The following is a 23,953-nucleotide window of genomic DNA, read 5'->3' as shown; positions in this document are numbered from 1 at the left end:
CAATCCAGCCACCGTCACGGTCGTGAGAGAGCAATCCAGCCACCGTCACGGTCGTGAGAGAGCAATCCAGCCACCCCCACGGTGGTGAGAGTTCGATCCAGCCACCCCCTCCGGCTGGGACACCACGACACGGCTAGCAGGGCTGTGGGGCGAGGCGACCACAGCCCCGCGGCCAGCGCTCCCATTCCACAGGTCAGGGGTTCCGGGACCGCCGGGGACGGCACCCACGGCAGTGTCCCCGTCATGACCAGTGCGACCGTGATCGACATGAGGGAGCTCCGCGCCGCGGGCAGGTCGTGGAAGGCGATCCATCGCCTCGAGCAGTCCGGCGACTACGTGCAGATGTTCCGCAGCGTGCTCGTGCGCCGCTCGGCGCTCGACGACCCCGAGGTGCGTGCCCGCGCGATCAGCACGGTGCTGCCGCCGGTCGGCGCCGTGTGCAGGGAGTCGGCGGCATGGCTGCACGGCATCGACACCAGGGCGCCTGGCCTGCACCTGCAGCCCCCGGCCCTCCAGTGCGTCGTGCCGGTGGGAGTGTCTCGCGTTCGGCGCTCGGGTCAGCGGTGCTGGGTCAGCGACGCCCCGCAGGACGACGTCCATGTGGTGCGCGGGGTCCCGGCGACCACACCGGCGCGAACCGCGCTCGACCTGGCCCGCTACGCCCCGCGGTTCCTCGCACTGGCCGCTGTCGACGCGTACGCGCACCAGGGACACGTCGACCCACCCGACCTCGAGCGACGCGCGCGCCTCCTGGCCGGCGCGCGCAACATCGCACGCGCGCGGTTCGTGATCGAGGAGTGCGAACCGGCCACGGAGTCAGCCGGCGAGTCGTGGCTGCGCCTCCGCCTCGTCGAGGCCGAGCTGCCTCGTCCCCAGGCACAGATCCGCATCCGCGATGCTGCCGGGCGGGAGGTCTACCGGCTCGACCTGGGCTACCCGGCCGTGCGCGTCGGCGTCGAGTACGACGGTGAGGCGTTCCATCACGCGACGCACGCCCAGCTCGTGGCCGACGACCGACGTCGGCGGGATCTGGCCCGAAGGTTCGGCTGGAACGTGATCGGGGTGCACCGGGGAGACGTCCTGGGGCGTCGCAACGACCTCGAGCGGACCGTGGCCGGGCTCATCGGCTTCACGGGTGTGCTGATGGCTCGACAGCAGTGGTGACGCGCCCGGGCTCTCGGGCGCTGGATCGCACTCTCACGCCCTCAGCGGGGTGACTGGATCGCACTCTCACGCCCTCATGAGGTGACTGGATCGCACTCTCACGCCCCTGGGCGGTGAGGGCGTCAGAACGTCGGCAGTCCGCGGGCGCGGAAGACGTCGCGGACGGACTCGGTGGTCTCGTGCGACGGGGGCTCGGTGTCCTCGAGCTCGTAGCGAAGGCCCAGGTCGGCCCACTTGTCACGGCCCATCTGGTGGAACGGCAGCACCTCGACCCGCTCGACGGCCTCACCGAGGGACGCCACGTAGTCGGCGACCGCCTCGACGTTCTCGGGCGCGTCGGTCAGGCCGGGGACCAGGACGAACCGGATCCACATGCGATTGCCGCGGGCGGCCAGGCGCCGGCCGAAGTCGAGCGTCGGCTGCAGCTCGCGGCCCGTGACCCGCTTGTACGTGTCCGGGAGTCCGGACTTCACGTCGAGCAGCACGAGTGAGACGTCGTCGAGCATCTCGTCAGTGGCCTGGGCACCGAGGTACCCGGACGTGTCGAGCGCCACCGGCACGTCCATGGCGTCCGCACCGCGCACGAGACGCCGGACGAACGCCGGCTGCATGAGCGGCTCACCACCGGAGATCGTCAGGCCGCCACCCGTGGCCTTGAACACGCCGCGGTAGCGCGCGATGCGGGTGAGGAGCTCGTCCGCGGAGACGTCGGTCCCCCGGCGCATCTGCATCGTGTCGGGGTTGTGGCAGTACAGGCACTGCAGCGGGCACCCGGACAGGAAGACCGTCAGACGGGTTCCCGGACCGTCGACCGCGGTCACGAGCTCCCAGGAGTGGACGGAGCCCACACGCCCCTCGCGGACCGCCGCGAGGCGCTCGCTGCGCTCGGCCTCCGTCGTCTCGAGGCCCGCGGTCCCGTGACCCTGCGTGCGCGTGTGCGAGCCGCCGACGAGCGGCAGACCGAGCGGCACGACCGGTGCCCCGGTCTGCTCGGTGGTGCTGGTCATCGTCGCCTCGCCCAGGTCGGTCGTGCAGGATGCGGACGCCCGGCCCGGCGGTGGGACCGCCGGGCCGGGCGTGTGGATCAGACCCCGCCGTGGAACGTGCGGGACAGCACGTCGAGCTGCTGCTCGCGCGTCAGCCGCACGAAGTTCACGGCGTAGCCCGAGACGCGGATCGTCAGCTGCGGGTAGTTCTCCGGGTGCTCCATGGCATCCACGAGCGTCTCGCGGTTCAGCACGTTGATGTTCATGTGGTACCCGGCGGACAGCACGTACGCGTCCAGCAGACCGACGAGGTTCGTCACCTGCTCCTCCGGCGTCCGGCCGAGCCCGGAAGGCACGATCGACGAGGTGAGCGAGATGCCATCCTGCGCCTCGGAGTACGGCAGCTTGGCGACCGACAGCGCGGATGCCAGCATGCCGTGCGTGTCACGGCCGTTCATCGGGTTGGCGCCAGGCGCGAAGGGCTCGCCGAGCTTGCGCCCGTCGGGGGTCGACCCGGTGTTCTTGCCGTACACGACGTTCGACGTGATCGTCAGCACCGACTGCGTGTGCAGCGCGTTGCGGTAGGTCGGCACCGCGCGGATCTTCTCCATGAAGCGCCGCACGAGCCACACCGCGATGTCGTCGGCCCGGTCGTCGTCGTTGCCGTACGTCGGGAAGTCGCCCTCGATCGCGTACTCCGTGATGAGGCCGTCCGCGGTCCGCAGGGGCGTCACCTTGGCGTACTTCATCGCCGACAGCGAGTCCGTGACGACGGACAGACCGGCGATGCCGCAGGCCAGCGTCCGCAGGACGGTGCGGTCGTGCAGCGCCATCTCGATGCGCTCGTACGCGTACTTGTCGTGCATGTAGTGCACGCAGTTCAGCGCGTCGACGTACGTCTCGGCCAGCCAGTCGAGCGTCTTGTCGAACTTGGCGAGCACGTCGTCGTAGTCGAGCACGTCGCCCTCGACGGGCGCGCTGACCGGGGCGATCTGCTTGCCGGTGATCTCGTCACGGCCACCGTTGATCGAGTAGAGCAGCGCCTTGGCGACGTTGACCCGTGCACCGAAGAACTGCATCTGCTTGCCGACCCGCATCGGGGACACGCAGCACGCGATGGCCGCGTCGTCGCCCCAGGAGGCGCGGATGAGCTCGTCGGACTCGTACTGCACGGCCGACGTGTCGATCGACACCTGGGCGCAGAACCGCTTGAAGCCCTCGGGCAGGCGCTCGCTCCAGAACACCGTCATGTTCGGCTCGGGGGCCGGGCCGAGGTTGTACAGCGTCTGCAGGAACCGGAACGACGTCTTCGTGACGAGCGGGCGCCCGTCCTCGCCGATGCCGCCGATGGACTCCGTCACCCAGGTCGGGTCGCCCGAGAAGAGCTGGTCGTACTCCGGCGTGCGCAGGAAGCGGACGATGCGCAGCTTGATGACGAAGTCGTCGATGATCTCCTGCGCCTGCTCCTCGGACAGCACGCCTGCGGCGATGTCCCGCTGCAGGTACACGTCGAGGAAGGTGGAGGTGCGGCCCAGCGACATCGCGGCGCCGTTCTGCTCCTTCACGGCGGCGAGGTAGCCGAAGTACAGCCACTGCACGGCCTCGCGGGCGTTGGTCGCCGGCTGCGAGATGTCGTAGCCGTAGGAGGCCGCCATCTGCTTGAGCTCGCCCAGCGCGCGGATCTGCTCGGAGAGCTCCTCGCGGTCCCGGATGACGTCCTCGACGGACCGCTCCATGTCGAGCGAGGCCTTCTCGAGCTTCTTGGCGGCGATGAGCTGGTCGACGCCGTACAGCGCGACACGGCGGTAGTCGCCGATGATGCGACCGCGGCCGTAGGCGTCCGGCAGGCCAGTAATGATGTGGGACGAGCGCGCGGCGCGGACGTTCGGCGGGTACACGTCGAAGACCCCGTCGTTGTGGGTCTTGCGGTACTTCGTGTAGATGTCGATGATCTCCTGCGGCGCCTCGTACCCGTAGGTCTCCAGCGACGTCTGCACCATCCGCCAACCGCCGTTGGGGATGATGGCGCGCTTCAGCGGGGCGTCGGTCTGCAGGCCGACGATGACCTCGTTGCCCTCGTCGATGTAGCCAGGGGCGTGCGACGTGATGGTCGACGGCGTGGTGGGGTCGACGTCGTAGACGCCCTTCTCACGCTCGGCCGGGAACATCTCCGAGAGCTTGGCCCAGATGCCCGTGGTGCGGGCCGTGGGTCCGGCGAGGAAGCTCGCGTCGCCCTCGTAGGGCGTGTAGTTGCGCTGGATGAAGTCACGGACGTCGACCTGGTCGGTCCACGGTCCCGTGACGAATCCCTCCCAGGCCGCGGGTACGGCAATGTCGCTGCGGTTACTGGGTACGGAGGTGATGGACATCTGGGTCTCCCTGGGGTCCGGGTCGATGTCTCAGACGCTACGGATCAAATGATGGGATGTCTTGGGACCTCGGTCCCCCGTCGACCGTCGCCGCAGTGACGCCTGCCACACGCCGGCAGGGTTCACCCGCGGGCGTGGAGCGCGGCCAGGACATCCCCCGCGACGTCGTGCGGCCCCAGCCGCAGCTCGTCGACGATCTCGTCAGGCGTCCCGTGGTCGAGGAACCGCGCCGCGATGCCGAACGACTGCACGCTCGTGCCGATGTTCGCCTCACGCGCACGCTGCGCCAGGAGCGACCCGATGCCGCCGTCGACCAGCCCGTCCTCGAGCGTCACGACGTGGTCGTGCTCACCGACGAGCTTCACGAGCGCCGTCGGCACGGGCAGTGCCCACCGCGGGTCGACGACCGTGACCGCCGCGCCGTGCGCGGCGACGAGCTCGCCGACCGCGAGCGCCGTGCCCACCATCGAGCCGATCCCGACGACGAGGACGCGACTCGCGTCACCGTCGTGCCGCGCGAGGACGTCGACGCCGTCGACGTCCTCCAGCGCGGGGACCGGGTCCCCCATCGTGCCCTTGGGGTAGCGGACGACCGTGGGGGCGTCGTCCACGTCGACCGCCTGCCGCAGCGCGGCACGCAGCGTCGGCTCGTCGCGCGGGGCGGCGAGCCGCAGGCCCGGGACGATCGAGAGCATCGCGAGGTCCCACATGCCGTTGTGGCTGGCCCCGTCGTCACCCGTGATCCCGGCCCGGTCGAGGACGAAGGTGACACCCGCGCGGTGCAGCGCGACGTCCATGAGGACCTGGTCGAACGCGCGGTTCAGGAAGGTCGCGTAGACGGCGACGACGGGGTGGAGCCCTGCGAAGGCCATGCCCGCGGCGGACGTCGCCGCGTGCTGCTCGGCGATCCCGACGTCGAACACCCGGTCGGGGAACTCGGCGGCGAACGGCGCGAGCCCCACCGGCTGCAGCATGGCCGCCGTGATGGCGACGACGTCGGGACGTCGTCGTCCGATCCGGACGATCTCGTCGGCGAACACGCTGGTCCAGCCGAAGCGCGAGGGCGCGAGCGGCAGACCCGTCTCGGGGTGGATCTTGCCGACGGCGTGGAACCGGTCCGCGACGTCCTGCTCGGCCGGCGTGTAGCCGCGCCCCTTCTCGGTGATGACGTGCACGATCACGGGCCCGCCGTACGCCCGCGCGCGGCGCAGCGCGTGCTCCACGGCCTGCTCGTCGTGCCCGTCGACCGGGCCGACGTACTTCAGGCCGAGGTCCTCGAACATGCCCTGCGGTGCGACGACGTCCTTGATGCCCTTCTTCAGGCCGTGCAGCGCCTCGTAGGCCAGCCGTCCGGGCGGGCCCGAGCGCCGCAGCGTCGTCTTGCCCCACGTGAGCACCGACTCGTAACCCTGCGTCGTGCGCAGCGTGTCGAGGTGCTGCGCGAGGCCGCCGATCGTCGGCGCGTAGGACCGTCCGTTGTCGTTGACGACGATGACCAGGCGACGGTCCACGCCGGCGGCGATGTTGTTGAGCGCTTCCCAGGCCATCCCCCCGGTGAGCGCGCCGTCACCGATCACCGCGACCGTGTGCCGGTCGCTCTCGCCGCGCAGCTGGCGCCCCTTCGCGATGCCGTCCGCCCAGGACAGGGCAGTCGACGCGTGGGAGTTCTCCACCACGTCGTGCTCGGACTCGGCCCGACTCGGGTAGCCCGACATCCCGCCGCGCCGGCGCAGCCCCGAGAAGTCCCGCCGACCGGTCAGCATCTTGTGCACGTAGGCCTGGTGCCCGGTGTCGAACACGATCGTGTCGCGCGGGGAGTCGAACACGCGGTGCAACGCGATGGACAGCTCGACCACGCCGAGGTTCGGACCGAGGTGCCCCCCGGTGCGCGAGACCTGGTCCACGAGGAACGCGCGGATCTCGTCCGCGAGGTCACTGACCTCCTGCGTCGTGAGCCGACGCACGTCCTGCGGTGACGATATGCCGTCGAGCAGCCCCACGTGGGCCTCCCTGTCGTGCCGGGTCCGACCGGCGGTGTCCCGGCGGTTCCGGACGTCCCACTCTAGATCCCGGGCAGCGGTCCGTCCTGCCGCTTGCGCGGCGGACGTCTCGCCCGCCACCGCCGACGCAGCACCACCAGTGCCCAGATTGCCACGGCCAGCACGAGCAGCACGAGCACCGGCAGGAAGACCGCGATCAGGCTCAGCCCGACCGACGCGCCGTCCTCGAGGGTCGAGACGACCGGCGCGCCGAGCCCGCCCGTGCCTGCGTTGACCACCGGCCGCGCGGCGGCCTTGCCGGCGTGCACGAGCCCGGAGACGACGACGCCCGCGACGATCGGCAGCCACGGGTTGTCCTGGACCCACGACGACGTCTCGAGCTCCTCGGCGGCGGACGTCGCGGCGAACACGATCCCGCCGGTCGCGGGCCGGATGAACGTCTGCACCGCGTCGTTGACGGTGTCGACCGCAGGCACCTTGTCCAGGACGACGTCGGCCAGCAGCAGGACCACGCCGACACCGATGGCCCACGAGCTCTCCATCCAGGCGAGGCCCGACGGCAGCGTGACGAGGTCGGTGAACCGCGCGAGCAGCGCGACGACCAGGAACGGGATGTACGCGTTCAGGCCCGCTGCGGCCGACAGGCCGATACCGGTGAGCGCCACGAGCATGCGCGCGAGACTACCGGCGTCCGGCCGTGCGCCGCTGGGCGGCGCGGCACGGCCCTCTCGCTAGGATGACGCGGAAAGGGGACCCCTATGCGCTTCCTCACCGGCCACGTACCCACCTCCGACCTGACGTACGGCGACGTCTTCCTCGTCCCGTCGCGTTCCGAGGTCGTCTCGCGCTTCGACGTCGACCTGGCCACGGCGGACGGCACGGGCACGACCATCCCCGTGGTCGTCGCCAACATGACGGCCGTCGCCGGCCGCCGCATGGCCGAGACCGTGGCGCGCCGGGGCGGCCTGGCGGTCCTGCCCCAGGACACCCCCGAGGCGGTGGTGCGCAAGGTCGTCTCGACGGTCAAGCAGCGCCACCCCGTCGTCGAGACGGCCACCGTCGTGGCTCCCGACGACACCGTCCACACCGCACTGACGCTCATCGCCAAGCGCGCGCACGGCGCCGCCGTCGTGGTCGACGACGGCCGTCCGGTCGGCGTCGTGGCCGAGGCCGACTGCCAGGGCGTGGACCTGTTCACGCAGGTCGACCAGGTGATGACGCCGGACCCGACGACCGTGGACCTCGCGGTCATCGAGCAGGGCGGTGCGCACGGCCTGGAGGACGCGTTCGAGCAGCTTCACCGGTCGCGGCGACGCTTCTCCCCCGTCGTGTCCGACGGTCGGATCGTCGGTGTGCTCACACGCGTGGGTGCGCTGCGCTCGTCGATCTACACGCCCGCGCTCGACGCGCAGGGGCGGCTGCGCATCGCGGCCGCCGTGGGCATCAACGGCGACGTCCGCGCGAAGGCCGCGCACCTGCTCGACTCGGGCGTCGACGTGCTCGTCGTCGACACCGCGCACGGCCACCAGCGCAAGATGCTCGACGCCCTGGCCGCGGTCCGCTCGCTCGACCCGCAGGTCCCGGTCGTGGCGGGCAACGTCGTCACGGCGGAGGGTGTCCGGGACCTCGTCGAGGCGGGCGCGGACATCGTGAAGGTCGGCGTCGGGCCGGGCGCCATGTGCACGACGCGCATGATGACCGCCGTGGGACGCCCGCAGTTCTCGGCGGTGCTCGAGTGCGCTGCCGAGGCGCGTCGTCTGGGCCGGCACGTCTGGGCGGACGGCGGTGTGCGGCACCCGCGTGACGTGGCGCTCGCGCTGGCCGCCGGCGCCTCGCAGGTGATGGTCGGGTCCTGGTTCGCCGGGACGCACGAGTCGCCCGGGGACATGCGGACCGACTCGCATGGCCGGCTGTACAAGGAGAGCTTCGGCATGGCGTCGGCGCGCGCGGTGGCGGCACGCACGCAGGGCGGGTCGGCGTTCGAGCGCGCGCGCAAGGGTCTGTACGAGGAGGGCATCTCGCACTCCCGGATGTACCTGGACCCGCGCCGGCCCGGCGTCGAGGACCTGCTGGACCAGATCACCGCGGGCGTCCGCTCGGCTGCGACGTACGTGGGCGCGACCGACCTCGAGCAGCTGCACGAGCGGGCCGTCGTGGGGATCCAGTCGGCCGCGGGGTACGACGAGGGCCGCCCGCTGCCCGACGGCTGGTGAGCCGCGTGCGCCCGGTCCTCGTCCTGACGCACGCACCGCACGAGGGGCCGGGCCGCATCGCGCTCGCACTGGCGGACGTGCCGTACGGCGTGCGCACGGTGCTGGACGTCGCCGAGCCACGACTGCCGGCGCTGAGCGAGCTGTCGGGGGTCGTCGTCATGGGTGGGCCCATGGACGCCGACGACGTCGCCGGTCACCCGGGCCTCGCGGCGGAACGCGCCCTGCTCGCGGCCGCCGTCGACGCCGACGTCCCGGTGCTCGGCGTGTGCCTGGGTCACCAGCTCCTCGCGCTCTCGCTCGGCGCCCGGCTGCACCGTCGCACCGCCCGCGAGGTGGGCTTCGCGCCCGTGCGCGTGGTCGCCGACGACCCTGTGCTCCGCGGCCTCGGCACCGCGGGGTCCGAGCCGACGGTCCTGCACTGGCACAGCGACGAGGTCGACCTGCCCGAGGGTGCGACCCTGCTCGCGTCCAGCGACGCCACGCCCGTCCAGGCGTTCCGGGCCGGGAGCGCGGTCGGCCTCCAGTTCCACCCGGAGCTCGACGCGGCAATGCTCGACCTCTGGCTCACGACGCCCGACATGGTCGCCGGGATGGAGGACGACGAGATCGCGGCGATCCGCGACGACGGGGCGCGCCACCTGCCCGGCCTGCTGCCGGCGTCGGCGCGGGCCTTCGGTGCGTTCGCCGAGCAGGTCAGGGCGCGCGGGTGACACCCCGCGCCGTCGAGGACGCGCACGCCGACCTGGTCCGCGTGGCGCGCGAGGGCGTCACCTGGCCGGGCGTCCCGCTCCGGCGCGGTGACGGGACCCCGCCTGCGCGGCGCTCGGCGGTGCTCGTGCTCTTCGGCGTGCTGGACGCGGTGCCGGCGCACGGGGACGTGCTGCCCGTGCCCGCCGAGCTCGACGTGCTGCTGCACCGGCGGGCCGCGACCCTGGCCCACCACCCGGGGCAGGTGGCGTTCCCTGGTGGCGGCATCGACCCCGGGGACGACGGACCGGTCGGCGCGGCGCTGCGCGAGGCGGTCGAGGAGACCGGGCTCGACCCGTCCGGCGTCGACGTGCTCGGCACGCTCGCCGACGTCCCGGTGCCGGTGAGCGACAACCTCGTCACGCCGGTCCTCGCCTGGTGGTCCGTGCCGTCCCGCGTCGTCGCGGTGGACCACCGCGAGGCGGTGGACGTGTTCCGGGCGCCCGTGGCCGACCTCGTGGACCCCGCCCGCCGCGGCGTCGTCGTGCACACCGCGGGTCGGGGCCGGCTGCGCACGCCGGCGTTCGAGCTCGACGGCGGCGTCGTCGTGTGGGGCTTCACGGCGCTCGTGCTGGCGGGGGTGCTCGACGCCGCGGGCTGGTCGGTCCCCTGGGACCACGAGCGGGTCGTCACGCCGTGACTGCCCCGTCGCCCCGGCACCCGAAGATCGAGATCGACGTCACCGCCGACCTCGCCCGGGCGCTGCTTGCCGAGCAGCACCCCGACCTGGCCCGCCTGCGCCTGCACGGCCGCACGTTCGGGTGGGACAACCTCACGTGGCGCCTCGGCGACCACCTCGCGCTGCGGTTCCCCGTCCGGGAGATGTCCGCCCTGCTCGTCGAGCACGAGCAGCGCTGGCTGCCCGTCATCGCCCCGCGGCTTCCCGTCCCCGTGCCGGTCCCCGTGCGCGACGGTGCTCCGGGGCTCGGCTACCCGTGGGTGTGGAGCGTGGTGCCCTGGCTGGGCGGTGAGGTCGTCGCCGCCACCGAGCCGTCGACGCGGACGCCGTGGGCGGACGAGCTCGCCGGTCGCACTCGACTGACGCGCCTCGGCCGCTCACGTCCCGGCTCCGGCGCGCGCGTCACGCAACGCTGATGCAGACGCTCAGTCGCGCCCGGTGAGGTCGACGGCGTGGGCCTGCGCCTTGACCGACAGCTCGGCGGCCTTGAACGCGTGCTGCTGGGTCATGGCGTTCTCGGTGCGGTTCAGGCAGTCGAGGACCAGCTCGCCGAAGTACGGGTAGCCCACCTCGCCCGTGAGGTGGAAGGAGGTCTCCTGCTCGCCGTTCGCGAGGTAGAGGTGGCCGCCGGTGGACTGCGGTTCGCCGAGCTGCATGTACTTGCGCTGCTCGATGAACCCCTCGGTGCCCAGGATGATCGAGCGGCCGTCGCCCCAGGTCTGCAGGCCGTCCGGGGTGAACCAGTCGCAGCGGAAGTAGCCGGTGGCACCGTTGTCCATGACCAGCATCGCGTCGCCGAAGTCGTCGAGGCCCGGGTGCTCGGGGTGGTGGTAGTTCGCGACCTGCGACCGGACGACCTCACCGTCGGATGCACCCGTGTAGTGCAGGATCTGCTCGATCTGGTGCGAGCCGATGTCGCACAGGATGCCGCCGTACCGCTCCTTGTCGAAGAACCACTCCGGGCGTCCGGTGCCGAGCCGGTGCGGGCCGGTGCCGATGACCTGCAGGACGCGCCCGATCGCGCCCTGGGCGATCAGCTGCGACGCGAACACGGCCGTCTCCACGTGCAGCCGCTCCGAGTAGTACACCGCGTACTTGCGCCCCGTCCGGGCGACGGCGTCCTTCGCGGCCGCGAGCTGCTCGAGCGTGGTCAGCGGCGCCTTGTCGGTGAAGTAGTCCTTGCCCGCCTCCATGACGCGGATGCCCAGGGCGCAGCGCTCGGACGTGACAGCGGCGCCGGCGACGAGGTGCACGGCGGGGTCGTCGAGCACCTCGTCCTCGCTGCGCGCGATCCTGACGTCGGGGTGTCGGGCGGCGAAGGCCTCGCTCTTGCGCGGGTCCGGGTCGTAGACCCACGCCAGCTCGGCGCCCGCACCGATCAGGCCGCCGACCTGGCCGTGGATGTGCCCGTGGTCCAGGCCGATCGCGGCGATGGTGAACTCCCCCGGTCCCACCACCGGGGCGGGGACGGGGTCGGGGGCGTAGGTCGAGCCGTCGGTCCTGCTCATCGGGCGTGCTCCTCGGATGTCAGAGCCTGGCGGGCGCGCAGGCCGGGGCTGGGATCGGCGCGGCGCTCGACGCGCCGCACCACCGGTGACGATGTCGCGTCAGGCGTGCGGGCCGGGCGAGCCGCCGAGGGAGATCACGCCCTCCTGCGACGCCACCGCGCCGGTCTTCTCGTGGTACCGCGGCGCCCGCGCCAGCAGTGCCTCGCCGGTGTACCACGGGGACGCGGGATCGAGCGGCAGGTCGACGGGCCGACGCTCGATCGCGGCCTGGTAGACGGCGGTGACCACCTCCACCGTGCGGCGACCGTCCTCGCCCGTGATCGCCGGCGCACGGCCGGCGACGAGCGCGGCCATCACATCGCCGACCTGACCCGCGTGTCCTTCGTGGACGAGCGGGGCACGGTCGGCGGCGAGCCTCTCGATCCGGGCGACCAGCTCGGCGTTGCCGCCGCGTCCCGGGAAGCCGTTGGGCTGGGCGGACTCCGCCTGCACCGACCACGGCTGGGCGACGGCGGCGTCGCGGCCCTGGACCGCGAAGGCCTGCTGCTCGCCGTGGTGGACGACGGACGCCGTCAGCGTGGCGATCGTCCGCTCCCACTCGAGCAGCGCGACCGAGAGGTCCTCGACCTCGGAGTTGTCGTGCCAGGCGTTGGTCATGACGGCTGTGACGCGCTCGGGCCGGCCGAGCATCCACAGCAGAAGGTCGATGTGGTGGATCGCGTGGTTGAGCGTGGGGCCGCCGCCCTCGGACTGCCAGGTGCCCCGCCAGTCGAGGTCGTAGTACGACGTGCCCCGCCACCACGCGGAGTCGACACGGGCGTGCGACACGGGTCCGAGAAGTCCCGAGTCGACCGTCTCCTTCACCGCGGCCAGGTCGTTGCGGAACCGGTTCTGCGCGACCACGCTGAGCGTCCTCCCGGCCTCGCGTGCGGCCGCGAGCATCTCGTCGCACGCGGCGACCGAGGGCGCCATCGGCTTCTCGACGATGACGTTCTTGCCCGAGAGGAGGAGGTCCACCGTGAGCTGCCGGTGCGTCGACGGCGGCGTGCAGACGCTCAACAGGTCGACGTCCCGGCGTGCCAGGAGCTCCTCGTACCCGACGACGTCGGCGTCGCCGAGCCCGAGGGCGGCCTTCGTGTCGTGCGCACGGGACGCCACGACGTCGTGCAGCGCGACGACGCGGCACTCCTCGGGGAACGCTGCGTAGCCCGCGAGGTGCGCTGCCGCGATGCTGCCGGTCCCGACGACGCCGACGTTGAGCATGGTCCGGGCTCCTTGGTGCCGGTGTGCGTGCTGTCGACGCACACGAGGGTGATACGTATCAGCAGTGATACGTATCACGGTAGGATGCGGGTCACGGGTGCACCCGTCAAGCCGTGACGACATCGCACCGCGCCGGGGCAGTCCCGGTCGGCAGGAGTCCACCCCGGCGGAGGACCGACATGCACGCACCGCGCGCGACCAGCCGCGACGTCGCACGCCTGGCGGGCGTGGCGCAGTCGACCGTCTCCTACGTGCTCGCGGGCAAGGGGTCGATCTCCCCCGCGACGCGCGAGCGCGTCCGGCGGGCAGCCGAGCAGCTGGACTACCGGCCGAACCTCGCCGCCCGCGCGATGCGCACCCGCCGCACGGGACGCGTGGCGGCCGTCATGGGACTGCCCGCCTACGACCCCGCCGCCATGCTCGCGGGCGCCTCGGCCGCCGCGCAGGCCGCCGGCTACGTCATGGACGTCCTCCACGTCGACGGCAGCGTCGAGACCCGCTCCGAGCGCGTCCTCGAGCTCGCGCGGTCCGGCCAGTTCGAGGGGGTCCTCTCCTTCACCCCGCTCCTGCCCGCCGTCGTGGAGCACGCACCTTCCGGCGTCCCCGTCGTGGTGTCCGAGACGTTCGACGACGACATGCACGCCGCCGGCGACCTCGTCGACGCCTCACCGGTCGCGACCTTCGTCGAGCAGCTGGCCGCACTCGGCCACACGCGCTTCCTCCACGTCGCGGGCCCGTCGCAGTACGCGTCCGCCGCGGCACGGCGTGAGGCATACCTGGCGACCGTCGAGCGCCTCGGCCTGACGTCGCTCGGCGTGGTCGAGGGCGACTGGTCCGGCCAGGCGGGTCTCGACGCGATCAGGTCGCTGCCCGAGGACGCACCGCCCCTCGCCGTCATCGCGAGCAACGACCTCGTCGCCGTCGGCGTGATGCGTGGCGCAGCGGAGCGCGGTTGGTCCGTCCCCGGGGACGTCAGCGTCACCGGGTGGGACAACGCCGCCGTCGGGCCCTACCTGACACCGTCCCTCACCACCGTCGACACCGACCGCGCCGAGGCCGGACGACGCGCGATGCGGCAGCTCGTCGCCGCCCTGAGCCAGGAGCCGCCGCCCCACGGTCTGCCCCCGCTCACCACCGTCGTCTGGCGGGAGTCCACCGCCCCACCCGCGGACCGCAGCGCTCGGCCGTGACATACCGTCACCCCGTGACGACATCCCCGCCGCCTCGCCATCCGAAGATCGAGATCGACGTCGACGCGGACCTCGCCCGCGCCCTGCTCGTGCAGCAGCACCCCGACCTCGCGCACCTGCCGCTGCACGGGCGCACGTTCGGCTGGGACAACCTCACGTGGCGGCTGGGCGAGGACCTCGCGCTGCGGTTCCCGGTGCGGGAGATGTCGTCGACGCTCGTCGAGCGCGAGCAGCGGTGGCTGCCGGTCCTCGCGGAGCAGCTGCCGGTGCCCGTCCCCCGCCCGGTCCGCGACGGCCGCCCAGGGCTCGGCTACCCGTGGACGTGGAGCGTCGTGCCGTGGCTGCAAGGCGCACCTGTCGCCGCGACACCGGTCACGGGGCGCACCGGCTGGGCGAGGGAGCTCGCCGACGCGCTGGCCGCGCTGCACCACCCCGCGCCGCCCGACGCGCCCACCAACCCGTACCGGGGCGTGCCCCTCGCGCAGCGGTACGACGTGATGGTGGCGCGGCTGACGGCCGACGTCCCGCACGCCGACGCCCTGCGCGACGCGCTCGACGCGGGCCTGGCAGCGCCCGCGTGGGACCGGGACCCCGTCTGGGTCCACGGCGACCCGCACCCGGGCAACCTCGTGGCCGCGGGCGGCCACCTGACGGGCCTGATCGACTTCGGCGACCTGTGCTCCGGCGACCCCGCGAGCGACCTCGCCACCGCGTGGATGACGTTCGACGCGGCCGGGCGCGCGGCCTTCGTGGCCCGGACGCAGGAGGCGCACCGCTGGGACGACGCGACGTGGGTCCGGGCACGGGCCTGGGCGGCGTCCTACGTGCCGGTGTTGCTCGCCCACCCCGACGAGTACCCGCTGATGGCCGAGGTCGGCCGTCACACCGCCGTGCAGGTCGCGCACGGCTGAGGCTCGACCCGCGGACACGCGGGCAGGCGAACAGCGCGAGGGGCGCCCCGCCGAGCGGGACGCCCCTCACCTGCGTGCGTCGCGTCAGGCGACCCCGGCCACCTGGCGCAGCACGTACTGCAGGATGCCGCCGTTGCGGTAGTAGTCCGCCTCGCCCGGGGTGTCGATGCGCACGACCGCGTCGAACTCGACGACCGAGCCGTCGGGCTTGGTGGCCGTGACCTTGACGGTGCGCGGCGTGGTGCCCTCGTTGAGGGCCGTGACGCCGGTGATGTCGAACGTCTCCGAGCCGTCGAGGCCCAGGGTGTCCGCGGTCTCGCCCTCGGGGAACTGCAGCGGCAGCACGCCCATCCCGATGAGGTTCGAGCGGTGGATCCGCTCGAAGCTCTCGGTGATGACCGCGCGCACACCCAGCAGGCTCGTGCCCTTGGCGGCCCAGTCGCGCGACGAGCCCGAGCCGTACTCCTTGCCGCCGAGGATCACGAGCGGCACGCCGGCGGCCTGGTAGGCCTGCGACGCGTCGTAGATCGTCGTCTGCTCGGTGCCGCCCTCGAGCCAGTTGACCGTGAAGCCGCCCTCGACGCCCGGCACCAGCTGGTTGCGCAGCCGGATGTTGGCGAACGTGCCGCGGATCATGACCTCGTGGTTGCCACGGCGCGAGCCGTAGGAGTTGAAGTCGCGACGCTCGATGCCGTGCTCGGCGAGGTACAGCCCCGCGGGGCTGTCCGCCTTGATCGAACCGGCCGGGCTGATGTGGTCCGTGGTGACGGAGTCGCCCAGCTTGGCGAGCACGCGCGCGCCGGTGATGTCGGTGACGGGCTCCGGGGTCGCGCCCATGCCCTCGAAGTACGGGGGCTTGCGCACGTAGGTCGAGTCGGCGTCCCAGTCGAAGACGTTGCCCTCGGGCGTCGGCAGCGCGCGCCACCGGTCGTCGCCCGCGAAGACGTCGGCGTAGTCGTCGGTGAACATCTGGCGGTCGATGGACGCGTCGATCGTGGCCTGCACGTCCTCCGGCGACGGCCAGATGTCCCGCAGGAACACGGGCTCGCCCGCCTCGGTGGTGCCGAGCGGCTCGTTCTCGAAGTCGAAGTCCATGGTCCCGGCCAGCGCGTACGCGATGACCAGCGGCGGCGACGCGAGGTAGTTCATCTTCACGTCGGGGTTGATGCGGCCCTCGAAGTTGCGGTTGCCCGACAGCACCGAGACGACCGACAGGTCGTGCTCGTTGACGGCGGCCGAGATCTCGTCCGCCAGCGGGCCGGAGTTGCCGATGCACGTCGCGCAGCCGTAGCCGACCAGGTGGAAGCCCAGCTTCTCGAGCGCCGGCCACAGCCCGGCCTTCTCGTAGTAGTTGGTGACGACCTGCGAGCCCGGCGCCATCGACGTCTTGACCCACGGCTTGGCCGTCAGGCCCTTCTCGACCGCGTTGCGGGCGAGCAGCGCCGCGGCGAGCATGACCGACGGGTTCGAGGTGTTGGTGCAGCTCGTGATCGACGCGATGACGACGTGCCCGTGGTCGAGCTCGGTCGCCGTGCCGTCCGCGAGGGTGACGGGCACGCGCTTGTGCGGGCGACGCGCGGCGTCGCCGCTCGGCACGTCGGCCGGCTTGTCGGAGTCGTCCTCGTGCTCGCCGGCCGCGATGGGGTCGGACGCGGGGAACGTCTCCGCGACGGACTCGTCGAGGCCCGAGAAGGGCGCGGCCTCGGCGTCGGAGACGTAGTCGACGATCGTCGTCGCGAAGGACTCCTTGGCCGCCGAGAGCTCGATGCGGTCCTGCGGGCGCTTCGGGCCGGCGATCGACGGCACGACGGTCGAGAGGTCGAGCTCGAGGTACTCGGAGAACACCGGCTCGACGTAGCCGGGCGCCTGGGGGTCGTGCCACAGGCCCTGCTCCTTGGCGTACGCCTCGACGAGCGCGAGCTGCTCCTCGGAGCGCGCCGTGAGCCGCAGGTAGTCCATGGTCACGCCGTCGATGGGGAAGATCGCGGCCGTCGAGCCGAACTCGGGGCTCATGTTGCCGATCGTGGCGCGGTTCGCCAGCGGCACCGACGCGACGCCGTCGCCGTAGAACTCGACGAACTTGCCCACGACGCCGTGCTGGCGCAGCTGCTGGGTGATCGTCAGGACGACGTCGGTCGCGGTGACGCCGGACGGGATCGTGCCGGTGAGCTTGAAGCCCACGACGCGCGGGATGAGCATCGACACGGGCTGGCCCAGCATGGCCGCCTCGGCCTCGATGCCGCCGACCCCCCAGCCCAGGACGCCCAGGCCGTTGACCATCGTGGTGTGCGAGTCGGTGCCGACGCAGGTGTCCGGGTACGCCTTGCCGTCGCGCACCATGACGACGCGCGCGAGGTACTCGATGTTGACCTGGTGCACGATGCCGGTGCCCGGCGGGACGACCTTGAAGTCGTCGAACGCGGTCTGGCCCCAGCGCAGGAACTGGTAGCGCTCGAAGTTGCGCTCGTACTCGAGCTCGACGTTGCGCGCGAACGCGTCGCGGCGGCCCGCGACGTCGATCTGCACCGAGTGGTCGATCACGAGCTCGGCCGGAGCGAGCGGGTTGATCCGCGCGGGGTCGCCGCCGAGGTCCGCGACGGCCTCGCGCATGGTTGCCAGGTCGACCACGCAGGGCACGCCGGTGAAGTCCTGCATGATGACGCGCGCGGGCGTGAACTGGATCTCGGTGTCCGGCTGCGCCTGCGGGTCCCAGGCGGCGAGCGCGCGCACGTGGTCGGCGGTGATGTTCGCACCGTCCTCGGTGCGCAGCAGGTTCTCGGCGAGGATCTTCAGGCTGTAGGGCAGGCGCTCCACCCCGGGGACGGCGGTGAGCCGGTAGATCTCGTACGAGGCGTCACCGACCTCCAGGGTTCCCTTCGATCCGAAGCTGTCGACGCTGCTCACGGGTGCTCCTTCGCTGGCGGGTGCCCGGGCGTTACGAGGCCCGGCGTGTCCGGGGGTGGCGTACGACCCAGCCTAGGACCGGGCGGAACGGCCGTGCCGCGGACGGCTGCGCCGGTCGTACCGGCGCAGCACCCGGAGGCGCTCGCTGCATGCGGTGCGACGACGACGTGACGTCCGGGCGTACCTCAGGACGAATATCTTGATGTCGAGATAGATGCTACCGCGTCCCGCCCCGTCCATGCACGCAACGCCACGCCACGGACACGGGCGGGGGGGTCGTCGACCGCCCCCGCCCGCGAGCCGGCCGTCAACCCGCGTCGGCCTTTCGGCTCGCACGCAACGCCTCGGCCGCCTTGCGCTCGGCCTCCACCGCGCGCTCGTGCGCGCGCGGGTCGTACTCGGGCGTGCCCTGCTTGTGAAGCTCCTGGGTCGCGATGCGGCTGGCTTCCGCGAGCCGCTCAGCGGGATCCTGCGACGCGGTCATCATGCACTCCTGTCGTCGGTCCTCGGCGGGTCCCGTCGCCCCGTCGGAGCCCGTCGCGCGGGCTCGTCCCCACGCTAGGCCCGCGTGGGGCGCGCCGCCCCTCAGCGCGGACGCGTGTCAGCGGTCCAGGACGGCGACCGCCTCGAGGTGGTGCGTCATCGGGAACAGGTCGTAGCCCGTGACCGTCACGTCCGACCAGCCCCGCTCGCCGAACAGGGCGATGTCACGCGCCAGTGCCGCGGGGTCGCACGCCACGTACACGATGCGCCGCGGGCGCAGCGCGGCGACGGCCTCCACGACGCGCCGCCCGGCGCCCGTCCGGGGCGGGTCCAGCACGACGACGTCGGCCGCGGCGGCCGGCGCGACCGCACCGCGGCGCCCCGTCAGCACGTCCGCCACGTCGCCGGCGTGCAGCTCGACCTGGGGACGGTCGTGCGCGTTGCGGCGCGCGTCACGGACGGCACGCTCGTCGCCCTCGACGGCCACGAGCCGGCCGTCCGGTCCGACGGCGTCCGCCAGCGGCGACGAGAAGAGCCCTGCGCCCGCGTACAGGTCGAGCACGGTCGCACCCGCGACGTCACCGACGGCGTCCAGCACGCGCGCGGCCAGCAGCCCCGGCGCCGCCCGGTGCACCTGCCAGAACCCGGCCGCCGCGACGCGGTAGGTGTAGTCGGTCCCGCCGACCCGCACGTGCTCGCGGACGGCCGCCCGCGCGTTGGGCCGCAGGTCGCGCCGGTTCGAGTGCAGGTCGAACGGCGCGCCGTCGAGCAGCACCATCGCCTGCGAGCCGTCCGCCGGTGCCACGGCCTCGATCCGCGAACCCGCCGGCCAGCGGCGGTCGAACAGCCCCAGCGCCGCGACATCCTCGGTCGCGAGCGGCATGTCCGTCAGCGGCACGATGTCGTGCGACCGGTGGGCACGCATCCCCGCGCGTCCCTCGGCGTCGACGTGCAGGTCGATGCGCGTCCGGTACGCCAGGCCGCCGCGCTCGTCGTCGCCGGGCGCCGCCTCGACGCGCGGCACGAGGTCGAGCCGCGCCAGGCGGTGCAGCTGCTCCGCCAGCACGGTCTCCTTCCACACGCGCTGCGCGGGCAGCGCGACGTGGGCGAGCTCTCCCCCGCCCGCCCCGCCCGGTCCGGCGGCGGGCCACGCGGACGGCACGCGGTCCGGCGACGGGTCGAGCACCTCGATCGCGTCGGCCCGCCAGAACTTCGCCTCGGGCCCCGCGTCGGTCAGCCGCGCGCGCACGCGCTCGCCCGGCAGCGTGTGCCGGACGAACACGACACGCCCCTCGTGACGGGCCACGCAGTGCCCGCCGTGAGCGACCGGCCCGATCTCGAGCTCGACGGTCGTACCGGTACGCAGGGAGTCAGTAGCCACGCGGCACGGTACCCCGGACGGCGTCCTCGAGCCCTGTCTGTCCCGCGGTCGACGCGAGCTGCCACGGCACCGACGCCACGACCACGCCCGGCGTGAACAGCAGCCGGCTCTTGAGCCGCAACGCGCTCTGGTTGTGCAGCAGCTGCTCCCACCAGTGCCCCACGACGTACTCGGGGATGTAGACGACCACGAGGTCGCGCGGGCTCTCACGACGGATCGAGCGCACGTACGTCAGCACCGGACGGGTGATCTCCCGGAACGGCGAGTCGAGGACCTTCAGCGGGACAGGCAGGTCCGCGGCCTCCCACTGCGCCTGCAGCGCGGACACCTCGTCGGGGTCGACACCGACGGTCACGGCCTCGATCACGCTGGGCCGCGACGCGCGTGCGTACGCCAGCGCGCGCATGGTCGGGCGGTGCAGGTGGGAGACGAGGACCACCGCGTGCACCCGGCTGGGCAGCGCGCGGGCCGCCTGCAGGTCGTCGTCCAGAGCGAGCTCGGCCCGCACGCGCGTGTAGTGCCGGTGCACGGCCTGCATCGCGGCGAAGACCATGCCCATCGCGAGGATCGCCAGCCAGGCGCCGTGCGTGAACTTGGTGAGCAGGACGATGACGAGCACCGTGCCGGTCATCCCGAGGCCGATCCCGTTGATGACCCGCGAGCGCCGCATCCTGGTCCGGACGCCCGGCTCGGGTTCGGTGCGCAGCTTGCGGGTCCAGTGCCGCACCATGCCGAGCTGCGACAGCGTGAAGGACACGAAGACCCCGACGATGTAGAGCTGGATCAGGCGCGTGACCTGCGCGTCGAAGACCCAGATGAGCGCGACGGCCGCGGCGGCCAGCGTGATGATCCCGTTGGAGAACGCCAGCCGGTCCCCGCGCGTGTGCAGCTGGCGGGGCAGGTAGCCGTCGCGCGCCAGGATCGAGCCGAGCACCGGGAAGCCGTTGAAGGCGGTGTTGGCCGCGAGCACCAGGATCAGACCCGTCACCACCGACACGGCGACGAACAGCACGTCGACGCCCGAGAAGACCGAGGCCGCGAGCTGGCTGATGACGGGGTGCTGCTCGTAGTCCTCGCCCACGGGCACCCCGTCGCGGAGCAGCTGCGTCGCAGGGTCCTGCGCGAACCTCACGCCGGTCGCCTGCGCGAGCAGCAGGATCGCCATGATCATCGAGATCGAGATCCCGCCGAGCAGCGCGAGCGTCGTCGCCGCGTTGCGTGACTTCGGCTTGCGGAACGCGGGCACCCCGTTGCTGATCGCCTCCACCCCCGTCAGTGCGGCGCAGCCCGACGCGAAGGCACGCAGCACCAGGAACCCGCCCGCCAGCCCCATGAGGCCCTGGTCGAAGCCCGCCTCGGCTGCCACGTCCAGCGTCGCGCTCTCGGCGGGCGGCAGCCCGCCGGTGAAGTAGCGCACCGCCCCGACCACCGCGAGGGATCCCATCGCCGCCATGAACAGGTAGACGGGGATGGCGAACGCGCTGCCGGACTCCTTGACGCCCCGCAGGTTCGCCAGGGCCAGGCACACGACGAGACCGACCGCGAACGCCGTCTCGTGGCCCCGCAGCGCCGGCACCGCGGTCGCGGCGTACTGCGCACCGGCCGAGATCGAGACGGCGACCGTCAGCGTGTAGTCGACCAGCAGCGCGCTCGCGACGGTCACGCCGGCCCGGGGACCCAGGTTGACCGACGCGACCTCGTAGTCGCCACCGCCCGACGGGTAGGCGTGCACGTTCTGCCGGTACGACGCCACCACCGTCAGCAGCACGATCGCCACCACGACGCCGACCCACGGCGAGATCGTCAGGGCCGACAGCCCGGCCAACGACAGGGTCAGCAGGATCTCGTCGGGGGCGTACGCGACGGACGACAGCGCGTCGGACGCGAAGACGGGTAGGGCGACACGCTTGGGGAGCAGGGTGTGACCGAGCCGGTCGCTGCGGACCGGTCGGCCGAGCACGAGCCGCTTGGCGGCGTCTGCGAGGTCCGACACGATCAGCGATCGTATGCCTGCCGGGTGCCCCGGCACATGTGATGGGGCCAGCAGCCTTCTGGCGGGCCGGTCCGCTGCGCGTCGGCGCGAGCGGGGTATAGCGTGACCGGCTGTGCACTTCGTCATCATGGGATGCGGACGGGTCGGGGCGACCCTCGCGCAGTCGCTGGAGTCCCGCGGGCACTCGGTCGCGGTGATCGACCAGAACCCGGACGCCTTCCGCCGCCTCGACGTCGCGTTCTCCGGCAACAAGGTCACCGGGCTGGGATTCGACCGCGACACCCTGCGCACCGCCGGCATCGACGACACCTACGCGTTCGCCGCGGTCTCCGACGGCGACAACTCGAACATCCTCGCGGCGCGCGTCGTGCGCGAGACGTTCGGTGTCGAGAACGTCGTGGCCCGCATCTACGACCCGCACCGCGCCGAGATCTACCAGCGGCTCGGCATCCCGACCGTGGCGACCGTGCGGTGGACGGCGGACCAGGTGCTGCGGCGCATGCTCCCGATGGGGATGACCGACGAGCACCGCGACGCCTCCGGCAAGATCCAGCTGGCGCAGGTCGACGTCCACCCCTCCTGGGTGGGCCGGCCGCTGCGGGCGCTGGAGGACGCCACCGGGGCCCGCGTGGCGTACGTCACGCGCTACGGCGACGGCCTGCTGCCCGCCGAGGGCTCGGTCCTGCAGGAGAACGACGTCGTGCACATGCTGCTGCGCGTCGACGAGGCGCCGGCAGTCGAACGCGTCCTCACCGCACCGCCGGTGGCGGGCTCATGAGGGTCGTCATCGCCGGGGCGGGCTCCGTCGGCCGGTCCATCGCACGTGAGCTGCTGGCACACGACCACGAGGTCACGCTGGTCGACCGCCAGCCGTCGGCGATGCGCGTCGCGCAGGTCGCGGACGCGGACTGGCTGCTGGCCGACGCGTGCGAGCTGCCCACGCTGCGCGAGGTGCGGGCGGACGAGTGCGACGTCATGGTCGCCGCCACCGGCGACGACAAGGCCAACCTCGTGATCTCGCTCCTGGCCAAGACGGAGTTCGGGGTGCCGCGCACGGTCGCCCGCGTGAACAACCCGAAGAACGAGTGGATGTTCGACGGGGCGTGGGGCGTGGACGTCGCAGTCTCGACGCCGCGGATCATGACCGCGATGGTGGAGGAGGCCGTCGCCGTCGGCGACCTCGTGCGCATCTTCACGTTCCACCAGTCGAAGGCGAACATCCTCGAGCTGACGCTGCCTCAGGGCTCACCGCTCGCGGGCGTCCGCATCGGTGAGGTCGAGTGGCCCACCGACACGGTGCTGGCGTGCATCGTGCGGGACGCGCGTCCGCTCACCCCCAGCCCGGACGACACCCTCGAAGGGCGCGACGAGCTGCTCTTCGTCACGGGTCGTGACGTGGACGAGCAGGCTCTCGAGCGCCTCCTGACCCGCGGACCAGCATCCAGCTGATCCACAGCGCCACGGCCGTCAGCGGCAGACCCATCGCGAGCTTCGCGGTACCGAGCCACACGACCTCGTCCGACAGGAACAACGGCAGCTGCACCAGCAGCCGCAGCCCGAACATCCCGACCCACGGCCACGTCGCCAGGGAGTACCGGCGGCGCAGCACGGGGTCGCGCCGCCACTCGACGGCTGCCGACCAGGGCCCCCCGCCGAGCGGTCCGCGAGCGCTGAACATCCCCATGACCAGTCCGACCAGCGGCCACCCGGCGAGGACCGACACGAGCGTCCCGACCAGGTACGTCACGTTGACGAGCAGCCCGTACGCGAAGTAGTCGCTCGCGTCGCCCGTCCGCCAGGCCCACACCACGCCGATACCGACGCCGAGCACACCCGAGAACGCCTGGGTGACGGGTGTGCGCTGCACCAGGCGGGCGACGACCGCCGCGGCCGCCGCCACCGACGCCGCGATCAGCGCGGGGCGCAGCTGCTGCCCCGACGCGATGTACACCACGACGAACAGCAGCCCGGGTGCGACCGCCTCGACGACGCCGCGCACCCCGCCCACCGCGTCGGCGGCGGAGAACTCGTCGGCCGTCAGCGCCCGCAGCCCGCGGGCCCCGCCCTCCTCGGGAGGGACCACGTCGTCGACCGCGTCGAGGATGACCGGCTCGTCGTCCCCCGGTGCGCCGTTGCGCTCGCCCGTCGTCCCGCTCATGGCT

Annotated in this window: 20 protein-coding genes; 9 read left to right on the top strand and 11 right to left on the bottom strand. The window is 72.6% G+C overall.

Features of this window, described 5'->3' with window-relative positions; translation table 11 throughout:
• Nucleotides 1–267 precede the first annotated feature (267 nt).
• Complete coding sequence (locus tag NP048_RS08580; RefSeq protein ID WP_227578579.1) at nucleotides 268–1,164, top strand: type IV toxin-antitoxin system AbiEi family antitoxin domain-containing protein; 897 nt, start codon at nucleotides 268–270, stop codon at nucleotides 1,162–1,164.
• A gap of 122 nt (nucleotides 1,165–1,286) precedes the next feature.
• Here the strand turns inward: NP048_RS08580 and pflA are convergent, their stop codons facing one another.
• The 4 genes from pflA to NP048_RS08560 form a co-directional block, all read right to left on the bottom strand.
• Nucleotides 1,287–2,171, bottom strand: coding sequence for a pyruvate formate-lyase-activating protein (gene pflA, locus NP048_RS08575; RefSeq protein ID WP_227578578.1), 885 nt, complete (start codon nucleotides 2,169–2,171; stop codon nucleotides 1,287–1,289).
• 77 nt (nucleotides 2,172–2,248) lie between these two features.
• Entirely contained in the window at nucleotides 2,249–4,519 is a 2,271-nt protein-coding gene (gene pflB, locus NP048_RS08570; RefSeq protein ID WP_227578577.1) for a formate C-acetyltransferase, read from the bottom strand.
• A gap of 122 nt (nucleotides 4,520–4,641) precedes the next feature.
• Nucleotides 4,642–6,519 (bottom strand): 1-deoxy-D-xylulose-5-phosphate synthase, encoded by a 1,878-nt coding sequence (gene dxs / locus NP048_RS08565; RefSeq protein ID WP_227578576.1) that lies wholly within the window; start codon nucleotides 6,517–6,519, stop codon nucleotides 4,642–4,644.
• A gap of 62 nt (nucleotides 6,520–6,581) precedes the next feature.
• A complete protein-coding gene (locus tag NP048_RS08560) occupies nucleotides 6,582–7,190 on the bottom strand; it encodes a DUF4126 domain-containing protein (protein ID WP_227578575.1) in 609 nt (202 codons plus the stop codon).
• Nucleotides 7,191–7,277: 87 nt separating this feature from the next.
• Here NP048_RS08560 and NP048_RS08555 point away from each other — a divergent pair, with 87 nt between their 5' ends.
• The 4 genes from NP048_RS08555 to NP048_RS08540 are packed head-to-tail and all read left to right on the top strand — an operon-like array spanning nucleotide 7,278 to nucleotide 10,574.
• Nucleotides 7,278–8,732: a GuaB1 family IMP dehydrogenase-related protein gene (locus NP048_RS08555; RefSeq protein ID WP_227578574.1), complete on the top strand. Its 1,455-nt coding sequence runs from the start codon at nucleotides 7,278–7,280 to the stop codon at nucleotides 8,730–8,732.
• Nucleotides 8,729–9,442: a type 1 glutamine amidotransferase gene (locus NP048_RS08550; protein WP_227578573.1), complete on the top strand. Its 714-nt coding sequence runs from the start codon at nucleotides 8,729–8,731 to the stop codon at nucleotides 9,440–9,442. Before NP048_RS08555 ends, NP048_RS08550 begins: the two co-directional genes overlap by 4 nt.
• Nucleotides 9,439–10,119: an NUDIX hydrolase gene (locus NP048_RS08545; RefSeq protein WP_227578572.1), complete on the top strand. Its 681-nt coding sequence runs from the start codon at nucleotides 9,439–9,441 to the stop codon at nucleotides 10,117–10,119. The genes NP048_RS08550 and NP048_RS08545 overlap by 4 nt, the downstream gene beginning before the upstream one ends.
• Nucleotides 10,116–10,574, top strand: coding sequence for a phosphotransferase (locus NP048_RS08540; RefSeq protein ID WP_227578571.1), 459 nt, complete (start codon nucleotides 10,116–10,118; stop codon nucleotides 10,572–10,574). Before NP048_RS08545 ends, NP048_RS08540 begins: the two co-directional genes overlap by 4 nt.
• Before the next feature lie 9 nt (nucleotides 10,575–10,583).
• On the opposite strand, the gene NP048_RS08535 is transcribed toward NP048_RS08540, so the two are convergent.
• Both NP048_RS08535 and NP048_RS08530 read right to left on the bottom strand, forming a co-directional pair.
• Nucleotides 10,584–11,666 carry a Gfo/Idh/MocA family protein gene (locus tag NP048_RS08535; RefSeq protein ID WP_227578570.1) on the bottom strand — a complete coding sequence of 361 codons (1,083 nt, stop codon included), beginning with the start codon at nucleotides 11,664–11,666 and terminating at the stop codon, nucleotides 10,584–10,586.
• Nucleotides 11,667–11,765: 99 nt separating this feature from the next.
• Nucleotides 11,766–12,929 (bottom strand): Gfo/Idh/MocA family protein, encoded by a 1,164-nt coding sequence (locus tag NP048_RS08530; RefSeq protein WP_227578569.1) that lies wholly within the window; start codon nucleotides 12,927–12,929, stop codon nucleotides 11,766–11,768.
• A gap of 179 nt (nucleotides 12,930–13,108) precedes the next feature.
• Here NP048_RS08530 and NP048_RS08525 point away from each other — a divergent pair, with 179 nt between their 5' ends.
• Together NP048_RS08525 and NP048_RS08520 are read left to right on the top strand one after the other, a co-directional pair.
• Nucleotides 13,109–14,119, top strand: coding sequence for a LacI family DNA-binding transcriptional regulator (locus NP048_RS08525; RefSeq protein ID WP_227578568.1), 1,011 nt, complete (start codon nucleotides 13,109–13,111; stop codon nucleotides 14,117–14,119).
• Nucleotides 14,120–14,133: 14 nt separating this feature from the next.
• Complete coding sequence (locus NP048_RS08520; protein WP_227578567.1) at nucleotides 14,134–15,030, top strand: aminoglycoside phosphotransferase family protein; 897 nt, start codon at nucleotides 14,134–14,136, stop codon at nucleotides 15,028–15,030.
• Nucleotides 15,031–15,114: 84 nt separating this feature from the next.
• Here NP048_RS08520 and acnA read toward each other — a convergent pair whose 3' ends face one another.
• From acnA to NP048_RS08500, 4 genes are all read right to left on the bottom strand, one after another.
• The gene (gene acnA / locus NP048_RS08515) at nucleotides 15,115–17,934 is read right to left on the bottom strand and encodes an aconitate hydratase AcnA (RefSeq protein WP_227578566.1); all 2,820 of its coding nucleotides are present in this window, start codon (nucleotides 17,932–17,934) and stop codon (nucleotides 15,115–15,117) included.
• Nucleotides 17,935–18,241: 307 nt separating this feature from the next.
• A complete protein-coding gene (locus NP048_RS08510; protein ID WP_227578565.1) occupies nucleotides 18,242–18,418 on the bottom strand; it encodes a translation initiation factor 2 in 177 nt (58 codons plus the stop codon).
• A gap of 117 nt (nucleotides 18,419–18,535) precedes the next feature.
• Nucleotides 18,536–19,798, bottom strand: a complete 1,263-nt coding sequence (locus tag NP048_RS08505) for a class I SAM-dependent RNA methyltransferase (RefSeq protein WP_227578564.1) — start codon at nucleotides 19,796–19,798, stop codon at nucleotides 18,536–18,538.
• Nucleotides 19,788–21,791: an APC family permease gene (locus tag NP048_RS08500; RefSeq protein WP_227578563.1), complete on the bottom strand. Its 2,004-nt coding sequence runs from the start codon at nucleotides 21,789–21,791 to the stop codon at nucleotides 19,788–19,790. The genes NP048_RS08505 and NP048_RS08500 overlap by 11 nt, the downstream gene beginning before the upstream one ends.
• A gap of 127 nt (nucleotides 21,792–21,918) precedes the next feature.
• Here NP048_RS08500 and NP048_RS08495 point away from each other — a divergent pair, with 127 nt between their 5' ends.
• The gene (locus NP048_RS08495; RefSeq protein WP_227578764.1) at nucleotides 21,919–22,569 is read left to right on the top strand and encodes a potassium channel family protein; all 651 of its coding nucleotides are present in this window, start codon (nucleotides 21,919–21,921) and stop codon (nucleotides 22,567–22,569) included.
• Nucleotides 22,566–23,240: a potassium channel family protein gene (locus tag NP048_RS08490; RefSeq protein ID WP_227578562.1), complete on the top strand. Its 675-nt coding sequence runs from the start codon at nucleotides 22,566–22,568 to the stop codon at nucleotides 23,238–23,240. The genes NP048_RS08495 and NP048_RS08490 overlap by 4 nt, the downstream gene beginning before the upstream one ends.
• Here the strand turns inward: NP048_RS08490 and NP048_RS08485 are convergent.
• On the bottom strand, nucleotides 23,173–23,949 hold the full coding sequence (locus NP048_RS08485; protein ID WP_227578561.1) for a DUF3159 domain-containing protein: 777 nt from the start codon (nucleotides 23,947–23,949) through the stop codon (nucleotides 23,173–23,175). The two genes, NP048_RS08490 and NP048_RS08485, sit on opposite strands and share 68 nt — an antisense overlap.
• Nucleotides 23,950–23,953: the final 4 nt, after the last annotated feature.

It is taken from the genome of Cellulomonas xiejunii (assembly GCF_024508315.1).
GTDB lineage: Bacteria > Actinomycetota > Actinomycetes > Actinomycetales > Cellulomonadaceae > Cellulomonas > Cellulomonas xiejunii.
This window is presented reverse-complemented; position numbering and strand designations above follow the sequence as displayed.